A 13,936-nucleotide genomic window follows, 5' to 3' on the forward strand; every position below is an offset into this window, starting at 1 on the left:
TCCCTCGAGACGCCGCTTCGCGGCTCCTCGGGATGAGGTCTGCGCTAATCCGCAAACTTGGGCGCGCGCTTCTCCAGATTGGCGCGCACCGCCTCGGTCTGGTTCGCACTGCCGATCAGCTTCTGCTGCTCGACGGACTCGGCGAGCAGTGCAGGGCCCGGATCGACCGAGAGATTATTGAGCATGCGTTTCGCGGCGCGGATCGCATCGGGGCTTTTTCCCGCGATATCCCGCGCGACTTCGAGGGCGCTCGCGCGCGGGTCGTCGCAGATGCGCGTGGCGAGACCGTAAGCCATCGCCTCCTGAGCGGAGAAGATGCGGCCGGTGTAGGTGAGATCGCGCAAGATGTCGTCGCGCACGAGCGAAGCCAGGATCGGCGTGCCCGCCATGTCGGGCACCAGGCCCCATTTGATTTCCATCACCGACATCCGCGCATCGGGGGTGAGGAAGCGCATGTCGGCGCCGAGCGCGAGCTGGAAGCCGCCGCCGAAGGCGACGCCCTGGATTGCGGCGATCACCGGGACCGGAAGCTGGCGCCAGCCCCACACCGCCTGTTGCGCAAAATTCGCCTGGCCATGCGTGCGCTTGGTGAGATCGCGATTTTCGCCACCCGGAATTCCGTTGCCGCCCTTCTCCTTCATGGCGGCAAAACGCCCCATGTCGAGACCGGCACAGAAGGCGCGGCCTTCGCCCGACAGCACGACGACGCGCACGCTCTTGTCCTTTGAAAGCCGATCCGTTGCGGCCACCAGGGCCTCGAACATGGCTTGATCCAGCGCATTCATCTTGTCCGCGCGCACCAGCCGGACATCGGCGACGCCTTCCGAGATCGAGATCGAGACGCGCTCTTCCATGGATCAATTCTCCCTTGGTTCCCGGCTGTTCTTGTTCGGTGCCGCTTTACAGGACGACGGCGGCCGGATTTAGTCAATCGATCAATTAACCGACAATCGCGACAGGGGGAACAGCCATGTTCAAGGAAAATCTTCTGGTCGGACGGCGCATCCTCGTGACCGGTGGCGGCACCGGGCTCGGCAAGTCGATGGCGGCGCGCTTCCTCCAGCTCGGCGCGGAGGTGCACATCTGCGGCCGGCGCAAGATCGTCTGCGACGAGACCGCGACCGAGCTGATGGCCGAGTATGGCGGCCGCGTGAGCAGCCACGGCGTCGACATCCGCAACGCGCTCGCGGTCGAGGAGATGATCGAGACCATCTTTCGCGACGGCCCCCTCACCGACCTCATCAACAACGCCGCCGGCAATTTCATCTCGCGCACCGAAGAGCTGTCGCCGCGCGGCTTCGACGCCGTCGCCAACATCGTCATGCACGGCACGTTCTACGTGACGCATGCGGTCGGCAAGCGCTGGATCGCGTTGAAGCAGCCCGGCAACGTCGTCTCGATCACCACGACCTGGGTGCGCAACGGCTCGCCTTACGTGGTGCCGTCGGCGATGAGCAAGTCAGCGATCCACGCCATGACGATGTCGCTAGCCACCGAATGGGGCCGCTACGGCATCCGCCTCAACACCATCGCGCCGGGTGAGATCCCGACCGAGGGCATGAGCAAGCGCATCAAGCCGGGCGACGAAGCTGGCGCGCGCACCAAGGCGATGAACCCGATGGGCCGCGTCGGCACCATGGAGGAATTGCAGAACGTCGCCGTGTTCCTGATCTCGGGCGGTTGCGACTGGATCAGCGGCGAGACCATCGCCATGGACGGCGCGCAGGCGCTCGCGATGGGCGGCAATTTCTACCAGCTCCGCGACTGGAGCGACGACGACTGGAAAACCGCGCGCGAGAGCATCATGGCGCAGAACGAGAAGGACCGGGCGAAGCGGGGGTGACGTCGTCGTCCTGGCGAAAGCCAGGACCCATGACCACCGAATGTTCTTTGGCGAAGATTGGTCATGGCCAGTCTTCGCCAAATTGCGTTTTGTGGCTATGGGTCCTGGCTTTCGCCAGGACGACGACGTTGAAGCCATGGCGTACCTTCCCCCATCTTGTCTTCCCCCGCGGATGACGCCACACTCCCCACCATAAAAAACAAGACGTCACGGGAGAAACATGACCACACAGCCATTGGCCAATCTCGCCGACATGGTGCGCGAGCGCGCGACGAGCCGCGGCGACGCCATCGCCTTCGAGTTCGAGGGGCGCGCCACCAGCTTCGCCGAATTCGACGTCAAGACGAATAAAGTGGCCAACGCGCTGATCGCGATGGGCGTGAACAAGGGCCAGCGCATCGCCTATCTCGGCAAGAACAGCGACATCTATTTCGAGCTGCTGATGGGCGCCATGAAGGCCGGCGTGGTGATGGCGCCGGTGAACTGGCGGCTCGCGGGCCCCGAGGTCGCCTTCATCGTGAGCGACTGCAAAGCGCCGGTGCTGTTCGTGGGACCTGAGTTCATCACCCAGGTCCGCCAGATCAAGGACCAGTTGCCGGGCGTGCGCAGCGTCATCACCACCGAAGGCGGCGCAGCGGAATGGCAGGATTTTACGGCCTGGCGCGATGCACAGAGCGGCGACGATCCCAAGGTTCCGATCGCGACCGGGGACATCGCGATCCAGCTCTATACGTCGGGTACGACAGGCAAGCCGAAGGGCGCGATGCTGTCGCATGCGAACTTCCTCAACCTCGTGCAAACCGGCAATGCCGAGGACAAGCCCGAGTGGAACCGGTGGTCGACCGACGACGTGTCGCTGGTCGCGATGCCGATCTTCCACATCGGCGGCTCCGGTTGGGGCGTGATGGGGCTCTATCACGGCGCCCGCGGCGTGATCGCGCGCGAGTTCGATCCGACCAAGGTGCTGGATTTCTTCGAACAGTCGGGCATCACAAAGCTGTTCATGGTGCCCGCGGCGATGCAGTTCGTGGTGCGGCAGCCACGCGCGAGGACGGTCGATTTCTCCCGGTTGAAATACATGCTGTACGGCGCCTCGCCGATCCCGGCGGCGCTGCTGAAGGAATGCATCGAGATCTTCAAATGCGGCTTCGTGCAGATGTACGGCATGACCGAGACCACAGGCACCATTGTCGCGCTGCCGCCGGAGGACCACGTCGAGGGCTTGGAGCGGATGCGCTCGGCCGGCAAGGCGCTGCCGGGCGTCGAGATCGCGATCCTCGATGTCGATGGCAAGCCGCTGCCGCCGCGCGAGGTCGGCGAGATCGCGACGCGCTCGGGCTCCAACATGGCGGGCTATTGGAATTTGCCCGAGGCGACCGCCGCGACGCTGCGTAGCGACGGCTGGCTGCGCACAGGTGACGCAGGTTACATGGACGAGGACGGCTATCTCTACATCCACGATCGCATCAAGGACATGATCATCTCCGGCGGGGAGAACATCTACCCGGCCGAGGTCGAGAGTGCGCTGTGCGATCATCCCGACGTCGCGGAGGCCGCCGTGATCGGCATACCCGACGACAAATGGGGCGAGGCGGTGAAGGCCGTCGTGGTGATGAAGCCAGGCAAGCAAGCGACCGCCACCGACATCATCAACTTCACCCGCGAGCGCATCGCCGGGTTCAAGACGCCAAAGAGCGTGGAGTTTTTGCCTGCGTTGCCGAGGAACCCGTCAGGCAAGATTCTGCGGCGGCAGTTGAGGGAGCCGCATTGGGCGGGGAAGGACCGAAGGGTGAATTAGGCCCGCTCTATCCACATCGTCGTCCCGGCGAAGGCCGGGACCCATAACCACCGAACGCAGTTTGGCGAGGGCTGACAATTACCAGTCCACCCCAAACCCCTCCCTGGGGTAATGGGTCCTGGCTTGCGCCAGGACGACGCGGAGAGATGCCCTGCAAAGTCGCCTCAGTGCTTCCCCGGCCCCATATAGCCGAACAAAAATCCCGCCACCTTGCGGATCTGGATCTCCTCGCTGCCCTCGGTGATGCGGTAGCGGCGGTGGTGGCGGTAGATGTGCTCGAACGGCTTGTGGCGTGAATAGCCCATGCCGCCGTGGACCTGCATGGCGCGGTCGGCGGATTCGCAACAGAGGCGGTTTGCCCAATAGTTGCACATCGAGACGCGGTCGGAGAGCGTGCGCTCGATCTGCTCCTCGGTGAGCTTGTCCATCTCCCAGGCGGTCTTGCGGATCAACAGGCGCAGCATCTCGGCCTGCGTTGCCAGCTCGACCAGCGGGAACTGGATCGCCTGGTTCTCGGCCAGCGCCTTGCCGAACGGCTTTCGCTCGCGCGCATATTTCACGCTCTCGTTGATGCAGTAGACCGCTGCCCCCAACGAACTCGCCGCCTGCCGAATGCGGTTCTGATGGACAAAACATTGCGCCAGCGACAGGCCGCGGCCGACCTCGCCGAACAGCGCGTCCTCCGGCACGAACACGTCCGTGAAGCTGACGCGGGGATGATCGGTCGGCATGTTGAAGGTCCACATGTACTCTTCGATCTTCACGCCATGGCTCTTGGCCGGCACCAGGAAGCAGGTGATGCCGCGCGCATCGCCGTCATTGCCCGAGGTGCGCGCGAACAGCGCGCAATGCGTGGCGACGTGCATGCCGGTGGTCCACATCTTCTCGCCGTTGATGATCCAGCCCCTGACGTTGTCGCGGGTCGCCGGCACCGCGCGCGTCTCCATATGGGTGGCGTCCGAGCCGTGATTGGGCTCGGTCAGGCCGAAGGTGATGCGGTACTTGCCCTTGATCGAGCCGTCGATCATCGACTTCTGGTCGTCGCGTCCGTAGCGGTCGAGCATGGTGGCGACGGGAAAGTTGCCGACGATGGAATGCTCGTTCTGGAGATCGTTGTGCAGACCGAGCCCCTTGGCGGCAAAGTGCTCGCGGATCACGGCCATCCAGAGGTTGGAGCCATCCTTGCCGCCATATTGCTTCGGCACCGGAAAGCGCAAATGGCCGGCCGCGTCTGCGAGATCCTTGGCCTTGCGCAGCAGCGCCTCCCATTCGTGACGCGGCAGGCCGCCATTCTCGAAATCGGTGCGCGCCCATTCGCGGCGGTGATCGAAGAAGCGGATGTTGTCGTCGGCCGCCTCCAGCGGCTTGATCTCGCGTTCGATGAAACGGTCGAGCTCTGCGAGATAGGCGACGAGATCGGCAGGCAATGAGAAATCCACGGCTCTCTCCCGGATGACTTTTTCGTTTTGCGTTAAGGCGCTGGGCGCAGCTTTGCTTCGCACGATTAAGGTGAGAAGAGCGCCGCCAAGTCAAGCAATGCGAGGCGTGTGAGACGCGCAAGGCGCGCCCGCGCAATTCGATGGTGCTGAAACGCGCCTGCGCGCTAGTATAGCCGCAATATTCCTTCACGAGAAAATGCGGGAGCGCGCGATGGAGCTGAAATTTTCCAAGGTGGAACGCAAGGGGCCGATCACGATCGTCACGCTGTCGCGGCCCGAGGTCTACAACGCGCTGCACACCGATGCGCATTTCGAGCTGCAAAAGGTGTTCGACGATTTCTCCGCCGATCCCGAGCAATGGGTTGCGATCGTCACCGGCGCCGGCGACAAGGCGTTCTGCGCCGGCAACGATCTGAAATGGCAGGCGGCCGGCGGCAAGCGCGGCTGGGACAAGGGCGGCTTTGCCGGGTTGACCGCGCGCTTCGACTGCGACAAGCCGATCATCGCCGCGGTCAATGGCGTGGCCATGGGCGGCGGTTTCGAGATCGCGCTGGCCTGCGACCTCATCATCGCCTCGGAGAACGCGACCTTCGCCCTGCCCGAGCCGCGCGTGGGGCTGGCCGCACTCGCCGGCGGCCTGCACCGGCTGCCACGCCAGATCGGGCTGAAGCGCGCCATGGGCATGATCCTCACCGCGCGCCATGTCAGCGCCAAGGAGGGACTCGAACTCGGCTTCGTCAACGAGGTGGTGCCGCAGGGCGAGGCGCTCACGGCCGCGCTGCGCTGGGCCGAGATGATCACCAAGAATTCGCCGATGTCGATCCGCGCCTCGAAGCAGGCGATCCAGAAGGGCCTCGGCGTGTCGCTGGAGCAGGCGATCGAGGAACAGCGCGAGTATCCGGCCGTGAAGGCGATGGTGGCCTCGCAGGACTACATCGAGGGACCGAAGGCGTTCTCGGAGAAGCGGCCGCCGAAATGGGTTGGCAAGTAGACTCTCCCCTCGTCATTGCTTCTTCGCAAGGGCTCCTCGCAATGACAGTTGCGAGGGACTGACGTGTAGCCCGGATGGAGCGAAGCGTAATCCGGGGCAGATGCATCGTCGCGCGACCGTCCCGGATTGCGCTTCGCTCCATCCGGGCTACAAAGCTGCCTACCGCCCCAACTCGCGCTTGTACGATGCATAATTCGGCTGGTCGACTGCGAGTTTGTCCATTGTGGTCGCCCAGAGATGCTCGGCGAGGCCTGGGGTTTCGAGATCGACCTCGCCCTTGGCGATGCGCTCGGCCAGCAGGCGGTTCAACTGGGTCACCGAGCCCTCCATGCCGAGCAGCGCACGCAGCCGCTCCACCTCCGCAGCATCGCTGCCCTCTTCCCGCGTCAACTGCCGTGTCACGAGATCGAGGATGTTGATGGCGACGCGCAGCTTGAAGGCCTGGTGGCCGGAGATCAGCGGCGCGATGTCGTTGCGGAGGAAATCGGAGACCGATTTGGTCAGCTCGATCGGGGTCGGCTCGTCCTGCATGCGTCAACTCCCGCGCGGCGCCAGCAGCCGCAACAGATCAATCTCGGTCTCGGAAGCGCGACGGCCGATCATGGCGCGTTCCATCGAATGGTCCGGGCCCTCGCGAAATCGCTGCATCATGCCGCCGCACATGATGCCCCAGCGCAGCGTGCCCATCACTTCCCAGAATTTGACACGTGATGGATCGACCTTGCGGCCTGCGGCCTCATAGCCGGCGAACAGCTCCTCACGCGAGCCAAACCCGCCGACCGGCTTGTCGATCTCGCCAAAGCGCCAGGAGTTGACGCAGACCCAGCCGAGATCCTCCATGGGGTCGCCGAGATGAGCGAGCTCCCAGTCCAGCACGGCGCGGATGCCGTCGGCACCGATGATGAGATTGCCGTTGCGGAAATCGCCATGCACCAGCGTCGTCTCGGCCGAAGGGCCCGGATCGAGGTCGCGTAGCCAGCGCAGCGCCAGCTCGAACACGGGCTTGGGCCAGTCCAGGCTGCGATAGTCGCGTTCGAACTCGGCGATCTCCTCCGTCGCGGACCGGCTGCGCAGCTCGGGCAATTTGTCCCGCGGCAGCCCGTGCAGCTTCGCGAGCACGCCGCCGATCTGCCGTGCGAGAAGCGGCCGCGCCGCCGCGAACTCGTCGTCGCGCAGGATCTTGCGCGCGATGGTCTCGCCCTCGACCCGCTGCATGATGAAGCCGGTGCCGAGATCGTCGTCCGGCGTCAGCACATGCATCACGTGCGGCGACGGCACGCCGGCCTCATAGGCAAGCTGCATCAGCTGCGCTTCCGCGCCGAGACCTGCCGCGCGCGTCGGCGCCGCGCCATACCCCTTCGGAGAGCGGCGCAGGATCGCGCCAATCGCGCCATCGGGATGGGCGATGTCGAAGCGCCAGGTCTCCTGGCTGGCCCCGCCGGACAGCTTGGCCGCGCCGGTCACGCCGGTCGCCCCCTCGCACCAGCGCGCAACGCTGCGGGAAAGCTCCGCCTCGATCATTTGCCCTTGAACTGCGCCGGACGCTTCTCCAGGAAGGCGCCAACACCTTCGCGGAAATCATCCGTGTCGCCGGCGCGGAGCTGGCACTGGAATTCGAGATTGAGCTGATCCTCGAAGGAATTTTCCGGGCTGTCCCAATAGAGCTTGCGGATCAGCGACAGCGCGACCGTCGGGCCGCTGGCGAGGTCGCGCGCGAGCTTCATCGCCTCCTCCATCAGCACGCCGTCATCATAGACGCGGTTGACGAGGCCCCATTCCAGCGCCTTTTCGGCCGGGAGCCGCTCGCCCATCAGCGACAACTCGATCGAGCGTGCCTTGCCGATCAGCCGCGGCAAGAGCCAGGTCGAGCCGCAATCCGGCACGAGGCCGATACGGCGGAAGGCTTGCAGGAAATAGGACGAGCGCGCGCAGAGGATCATGTCGCCGAGCAGCGCGAAGCTCATGCCGGCGCCGGCCGCCGGGCCGTTGACCGCGGTCACGATCGGGCAATGCAGATTGCGGATGCGGCGTAGAAACGGATGGAAGCCGGTCTCGAGCGTCAGGCCGGCCTTGGTCTTCTTCGACTGGTTGTTGCGGCCCTGGAGATTCGCCCCGGTGCAGAACGCCCGCCCCGCGCCCGTCAGCACGACGCAGCGCACCTCGCCCTTCTTTTCCTCGATCGCGTCGAGCGCTTCCGCGAGACCGCCCAGCATGTCCACGGAGACCGCGTTCATCACCTCCTGATGGTCGAGCTTGAGGATCGCGACCGAACCATCGAGATCGAGCGTGACATGTTTGAACTGCATAGTTTCCTCGTGAGTTGCGGCCTGCGCCAGTTTCGCAGACCGGAATTGCATTTGCTGGGGCGCATATTTGATTTTTGGCGCGGTCTTGTCCATGGTGATCGGAGCATAGCAAGCAATCTTGCGCGCAGCGGCTGATGCGCGACCCAAGCAAAAACAGGAAACGCGCCATGAACCTTTTCGACCTTTCAGGCCGGGTCGCCGTGATCACCGGCGGCAATGGCGGCATCGGGCTAGGCATCGCGCAGGCGCTCGCCGGCCAGGGCTGCAATGTCTCGATCTGGGGCCGCAATCCTGACAAGAACAGCAGCGCTGCCGCGAGCCTGGCGGGGCTATCCGGCAAGGTCGACGCGCGGGTCTGCGACGTCACCGACCCGGCCTCGGTCAATGCCGCGATGAAGGCCACGCTCGACACATTTGGCCGCGTCGACGGCTGCTTTGCCAATGCCGGCATCGGCGGCGGCGGCCGGCGGTCCTTCATCGAACGCACCGAGGAAGAATGGCGCACGATGTTTGCGACCAATCTCGACGGCGTGTTCCACGCGTTCCAGGCTGCCGCAAAACACATGACCCAGCGCGCGGAAGCCGGCGATCCCTTCGGCCGGCTGGTGGCGACTTCGAGCCTCGCCTCGATCTTCGGTACCGCCCGCAACGAGCACTACGCGGCGACCAAGGCCGCGATCAACGCGCTGGTCCGCGCGCTCGGCGTCGAGCTGGCGCGCCACGGCGTCACCGCGAACGCGATCCTGCCCGGCTGGATCAAGAGCGACATGACATCAGGCCTGATGGCCAACGAGAAGTTCGTGGCCAACGTGATGCCGCGCATTCCGGTGCGCCGCTTCGGCGAGCCCAGCGATTTCGGCGGCATCGCGGTGTATCTGATGAGCAAGGCCTCGTCGTATCATACCGCGGATACGTTCGTGATCGACGGCGGCTATACGGCGTTTTGATTCTCGTAGCCCGGATGGAGCGCAGCGCAATCCGGGACCGCCAAAAAGCAAACAAGACCCGGATTCCGCTTCGCTCCATCCGGGCTACAAGATGAGGGAACGGCAAAATGTTTTCACACGTGATGATCGGCACCAACGACCTCGACAAGGCCAAGGCGTTCTACGACAATTTGCTGACCACGCTCGACGTCCGGCCGGCACGCGTCGACGGCCATCGCATCTTCTACATCACCAAGACCGGCGTGTTCTCGGTGACGAAGCCGATCAACGGTGAGGCGGCAACGCCTGCGAATGGCGGCACCATCGGCTTTGCCGCCAACTCGCCTGAGCAGGTCAATGCATGGCATACGGCCGGCATCGCCGCCGGCGGCGTTCCTTGCGAAGATCCTCCCGGCATCCGCCAGGGCCCCGGCGTCAACCTCTACATTGCGTATTTGCGCGACCTCGACGGCAACAAGATTTGCGCGATGCATCGGATGGCGAATTAGATCGACATATTCAGTGTCGTCCCGGCGAAGGCCGGGACCCATAACCACAGGGAGTGGTTGTGGCGCAAACTCGTAACTCCGGGTCTTCGTCAAACTCCTCCCTGTGGTTATGGGTCCCGGATCTGCGCTGCGCTTGTCCGGGACGACATCGGGTGTTGGCGACATCATTCAAACAACATTTCAAACGCCCTCGCGATATTCCATCACGTGGCATGGCTCGCGTTGGAAAAATGCGCGCTCGCACTTTGGCGACGCTGCGACTATTCTCCGGCTCAACACGATCTCAGCGACCCCGGGAGGAACAATGACAAAACACACCTATATTCCCCGCACCACCAACTACACCCTCAATCCCGGGGACGAGCTCAACGACCTCCGCATGTCGGACCAGGTTCGACCGCTCTATGATCACGTCAGGAAATTCATCCGCGATACCGTCGAGCCGATGTCGATCGAATTCGCCAAAGCCGGCGAAGGCAAAGAGGATCGCTGGAGCTTCACGCCGAAGCAGCTCGAGGTGCTGGAGAAGGCCAAAAACAAGGCCAAGCAGGAAGGCCTCTGGAACTTCTTCCTGCCCGACGACGAGACCGGCCAGGGGCTCAAGAATCTCGACTATGCCTATATCGCATCCGAGCTCGGCAAGAGCCCGCTGGCCTCGGAGAGCATGAACTGCTCGGCGCCGGATACCGGCAACATGGAGGTGCTGGAGCGCGTCGGCACCAAGGAGCAGAAGGAGAAGTGGCTGAAGCCGTTGATGAACGGCGAAATCCGCTCGGCCTATGTCATGACCGAGCCGAACGTTGCCTCCTCGGACGCCAAGAATATCTCGACGACGGCAAAGCTCGTCGGCGACGAATGGGTCATCAACGGCGAGAAGTATTACATCTCCGGCGTCGGCGATCCCCGTTGCAAGATCCTCATCGTGATGGTGAAGACCAATCCGGATGCGGCGCCGAGCAAGCAGCAGTCGCAGATCCTGGTGCCGCGCGACACGCCCGGCGTCGAGGTGCTCGGTCCCATGTACGTGTTCGGCCAGGACCACGCGCCGCGCGGCCACATGCACATGCGCTTCAACAATGTCCGCGTGCCCAAGGAGAACATCCTGCTCGGCGAGGGCCGCGGCTTCGAGATCTCGCAGCTTCGGCTTGGTCCGGGCCGCATCCATCACTGCATGCGGACCATCGGCAAGGCCGAGAAGGCGCTAGATTTGATGGTGCAGCGTGGCCTCACCCGCGAAGCCTTCGGCAAGAAGATCGCCCATCTCGGCGGAAACATGCAGATCATCGCGCAGGCGCGCTGCGAGATCGAGGCGATGCGGCTGATGGTGCTGAAGGCCGCCAAGGCCATGGACGTGCTCGGCAACAAGGAGGCCCGCGTCTGGGTCTCCATGGTCAAGGCCATGGTGCCGGAGCGCGCCTGCAAGATCATCGACCAGTCGATCCAGATGCACGGCGCCACCGGCATCTCGCACTGGACCCCGCTGGCCGAAATGTACCAAGACGTCCGTCATCTCCGCTTCGCGGATGGTCCGGACGAGGTGCACTGGATGGTGGTGGGACGCCACGAGCTGAGCATGGCGTGATTAACTGCCTCTCTTTCCCCTCTCCCCGCTTGCGGGGAGAGGGTCAGGGTGAGGGGGAGCCTCCGCACGGACGGTGACACTTCGACTCGCGGAGACTCCCCCTCACCCGGATTGCATCTTCGATGCAATCCGACCTCTCCCCGCAAGCGGGGCGAGGTGAAGAGAGCACCGCCCTATGACGCGGCAACCTCGCCGATCTTGTCCTGCGTCTTGGTCTCGAAATCGCCGGCATCATGCCGCTCGTGGAGCTGGCTGGCGAGGTCGCCGGAAACACGGTTGACCATGCGGCCGCGCTTGACGGCGGGGCGCTTGGCGATCTGGTCGGTCCAGCGCTGCACGTGCTTGTAGTCCTGCACGGAAAGGAATTCGCCCGCGCCATAGACCAGCCCCTTGGCGAGCGCGCCGTACCAGGGCCACACCGCCATGTCGGCGATGGTGTAGTCGCTGCCGGCGAGATATTCGTTGTCGGCGAGCCGGCGGTCGAGCACGTCGAGCTGACGCTTGGTCTCCATTGCAAAACGGTCGATGGCATATTCGATCTTGGTCGGCGCGTAGGCGTAGAAATGGCCGAAGCCGCCGCCGAGATAGGGCGCGCTGCCCATCTGCCAGAACAGCCACGACATCGCTTCAGTGCGGCTCTTGACGTCCTTCGGCAGGAAGGCGCCGAACTTTTCCGCGAGATAAAGCAGGATCGAGCCGGACTCGAACACCCGGATCGGCTCCGGGCCGGAGCGGTCCATCAGCGCCGGGATCTTGGAATTCGGATTGATGTCGACAAAGCCGCTGCCGAACTGGTCGCCGTTGCCGATCTTGATCAGCCAGGCGTCATACTCCGCGCCTTTGTGGCCGAGCGCCAGAAGCTCCTCCAGCATGACCGTGACCTTCACCCCGTTCGGCGTCGCCAGCGAATAGAGCTGGAAGGGATGCTTGCCGACCGGCAGCTCCTTGTCATGGGTGGGACCGGCAATCGGCCGGTTGATGCTGGCGAACTGCCCGCCATTCTCCTTGTTCCAGGTCCAGACTTTCGGCGGCACGTAGGCGGGGGTGTCGGTCATGGGCGGGCTCCGGCGAAAAAGATGCGCCTGCATTAATTAGCTCACGGACGGCCGATGGCAAGCCCCGCCGGCCCTGCGTCCGGCGCGGGCCTCGCGACCGCGTCATGCATCCGACGTTGCCGAGGACGGCCATACGGAAAACCGCATCCGTCGAGCCAGGCGTACGGCTTCGCGCAGCACGGCGTGTGCACGCAAGATGCGCCGCCAAATCCGGATTGGCATAGCGCAAGACGATGGTCTAGCGTCGATGAGCCTGCGCTCAAGATTGCAACGACAGCAACGCGAGGCCGCCGGGAGAGAACGATGAAATCGCCGATCTGCGACATGCTGGGCATCGATTTCCCGCTGCTCGCCTTCAGCCATTGCCGCGATGTCGTCGCCGCCGTCAGCCGGGCCGGCGGCTTTGGCGTGTTAGGTGCGACCGTGCACACGCCGGATACGTTGGAGCGCGAACTGAAATGGATCGACGAGCACGTTGACGGCAAGCCTTACGGCATCGACGTGCTGATCCCCGAAAACATCTCGACCTCCGGCGAGAAGGACGTCACCTGGAAGAGCCTTGAAGCGCGCGTGCCACAGGAGCACCGCAACTACACCCGCGATCTCCTGAAGAAATATGACATCGAACTCACGACCACTGAAGTCGCCGACAACCAGCCGCAGCCGTTCGATGGCAGGACCGCGCTGGAGCTGCTGGAGGTCTCGTTCAACCATCCGATCCGCCTGATCGCCAATGCCCTGGGCGTGCCGCCGAAGGCCATGATCGAGATGGGCAGGAAGCACGGCGTGCCGGTTGCGGCGCTGGTCGGGGCCAAGGAGCACGCGCTGCGCCAGGTCGCGGCGGGCGTCGATATCCTCGTGGTCCAGGGCACCGAAGCCGGCGGCCATTGCGGCGAGGTCTCGACCATGGTGCTGGTGCCCGAGGTGATCAAGGCGATCAAGAAGGTCCGCGACGTGCCGGTGCTCGCCGCCGGCGGCATCATGACGGGACGGCAGATGGCCGCCTGCATGGCGATGGGTGCCGCGGGCGCCTGGACCGGCTCGGTGTGGCTTGCCACCGTCGAGTCCGAGACCACGGAGATCTTTCGCGAGAAGATGATCGCGGCGTCGTCGCGCGATGCGGTGCGCTCGAAGGGCCGCACCGGCAAGCCGGCACGGCAGCTTCGCTCGGGCTGGACCGACGCCTGGGACCGCGCACCCGAGAGCCCCGGCGCATTGCCGATGCCGCTGCAAAGCATCGTCAGCCGCGACGCCTTCAACGCGATCGATCGCGCCGCGGCGGGCGGCAACGCGAAGGCGCGCGACCTCGTGAGTTACTTCGTCGGCCAGGGCGTCGGGCTGATCGACAGCGTGAAATCGGCCGGCGCGGTGGTGCAGGAGTTCAAGGAAGAGTTCGCCGAAGCCGTCGAGCACATGAATGCGCTGGTGGCGGAGTAGTTGCCCGTGGCCGAAATAGCGCCTGCGGCTCATCCTTCGAGGCTCGGCCA

Annotated in this window: 13 protein-coding genes; 7 read left to right on the forward strand and 6 right to left on the reverse strand. The window is 64.3% G+C overall.

Annotated elements, in window-relative coordinates:
• Window positions 1–44: 44 nt before the first annotated feature.
• Complete coding sequence (locus tag AC0L2F_RS03815) at window positions 45–854, reverse strand: crotonase/enoyl-CoA hydratase family protein (protein WP_473247546.1); 810 nt, start codon at window positions 852–854, stop codon at window positions 45–47.
• Window positions 855–970: 116 nt separating this feature from the next.
• Between AC0L2F_RS03815 and AC0L2F_RS03820 the strand changes: the two genes are divergently transcribed.
• Both AC0L2F_RS03820 and AC0L2F_RS03825 read left to right on the forward strand, forming a co-directional pair.
• Window positions 971–1,843, forward strand: a complete 873-nt coding sequence (locus AC0L2F_RS03820; protein WP_007607990.1) for an SDR family oxidoreductase — start codon at window positions 971–973, stop codon at window positions 1,841–1,843.
• 220 nt (window positions 1,844–2,063) lie between these two features.
• Window positions 2,064–3,641 (forward strand): fatty acid--CoA ligase, encoded by a 1,578-nt coding sequence (locus AC0L2F_RS03825; protein WP_473247547.1) that lies wholly within the window; start codon window positions 2,064–2,066, stop codon window positions 3,639–3,641.
• A gap of 164 nt (window positions 3,642–3,805) precedes the next feature.
• On the opposite strand, the gene AC0L2F_RS03830 is transcribed toward AC0L2F_RS03825, so the two are convergent.
• Window positions 3,806–5,080: an acyl-CoA dehydrogenase family protein gene (locus AC0L2F_RS03830; RefSeq protein ID WP_473247548.1), complete on the reverse strand. Its 1,275-nt coding sequence runs from the start codon at window positions 5,078–5,080 to the stop codon at window positions 3,806–3,808.
• 211 nt (window positions 5,081–5,291) lie between these two features.
• Between AC0L2F_RS03830 and AC0L2F_RS03835 the strand changes: the two genes are divergently transcribed.
• Window positions 5,292–6,071 (forward strand): enoyl-CoA hydratase-related protein, encoded by a 780-nt coding sequence (locus AC0L2F_RS03835; protein ID WP_473247549.1) that lies wholly within the window; start codon window positions 5,292–5,294, stop codon window positions 6,069–6,071.
• A 159-nt stretch (window positions 6,072–6,230) separates the two neighbouring features.
• On the opposite strand, the gene AC0L2F_RS03840 is transcribed toward AC0L2F_RS03835, so the two are convergent.
• From AC0L2F_RS03840 to AC0L2F_RS03850, 3 genes are read right to left on the reverse strand one after another with little or no spacing between them, the layout of a single operon-like run.
• Complete coding sequence (locus AC0L2F_RS03840) at window positions 6,231–6,602, reverse strand: DUF6285 domain-containing protein (RefSeq protein WP_007607986.1); 372 nt, start codon at window positions 6,600–6,602, stop codon at window positions 6,231–6,233.
• 3 nt (window positions 6,603–6,605) lie between these two features.
• Window positions 6,606–7,592: a phosphotransferase family protein gene (locus AC0L2F_RS03845; protein ID WP_473247550.1), complete on the reverse strand. Its 987-nt coding sequence runs from the start codon at window positions 7,590–7,592 to the stop codon at window positions 6,606–6,608.
• Window positions 7,589–8,377, reverse strand: a complete 789-nt coding sequence (locus AC0L2F_RS03850; RefSeq protein ID WP_247816666.1) for an enoyl-CoA hydratase/isomerase — start codon at window positions 8,375–8,377, stop codon at window positions 7,589–7,591. The genes AC0L2F_RS03845 and AC0L2F_RS03850 overlap by 4 nt, the downstream gene beginning before the upstream one ends.
• 167 nt (window positions 8,378–8,544) lie before the next feature.
• Here AC0L2F_RS03850 and AC0L2F_RS03855 point away from each other — a divergent pair, with 167 nt between their 5' ends.
• From AC0L2F_RS03855 to AC0L2F_RS03865, 3 genes are all read left to right on the forward strand, one after another.
• On the forward strand, window positions 8,545–9,324 hold the full coding sequence (locus AC0L2F_RS03855; protein WP_473247551.1) for an SDR family NAD(P)-dependent oxidoreductase: 780 nt from the start codon (window positions 8,545–8,547) through the stop codon (window positions 9,322–9,324).
• A 107-nt stretch (window positions 9,325–9,431) separates the two neighbouring features.
• Window positions 9,432–9,812, forward strand: a complete 381-nt coding sequence (locus AC0L2F_RS03860) for a VOC family protein (protein WP_473247552.1) — start codon at window positions 9,432–9,434, stop codon at window positions 9,810–9,812.
• A gap of 304 nt (window positions 9,813–10,116) precedes the next feature.
• Window positions 10,117–11,394 carry an acyl-CoA dehydrogenase family protein gene (locus tag AC0L2F_RS03865; protein WP_275170548.1) on the forward strand — a complete coding sequence of 426 codons (1,278 nt, stop codon included), beginning with the start codon at window positions 10,117–10,119 and terminating at the stop codon, window positions 11,392–11,394.
• 173 nt (window positions 11,395–11,567) lie between these two features.
• Here the strand turns inward: AC0L2F_RS03865 and yghU are convergent, their stop codons facing one another.
• Entirely contained in the window at window positions 11,568–12,449 is an 882-nt protein-coding gene (gene yghU / locus AC0L2F_RS03870) for a glutathione-dependent disulfide-bond oxidoreductase (RefSeq protein WP_473247553.1), read from the reverse strand.
• A 303-nt stretch (window positions 12,450–12,752) separates the two neighbouring features.
• Here yghU and AC0L2F_RS03875 point away from each other — a divergent pair, with 303 nt between their 5' ends.
• Entirely contained in the window at window positions 12,753–13,886 is a 1,134-nt protein-coding gene (locus AC0L2F_RS03875; RefSeq protein WP_473247554.1) for a nitronate monooxygenase, read from the forward strand.
• Window positions 13,887–13,936 lie beyond the last annotated feature (50 nt).

The organism is Bradyrhizobium sp. Ken64 (assembly GCF_055807555.1).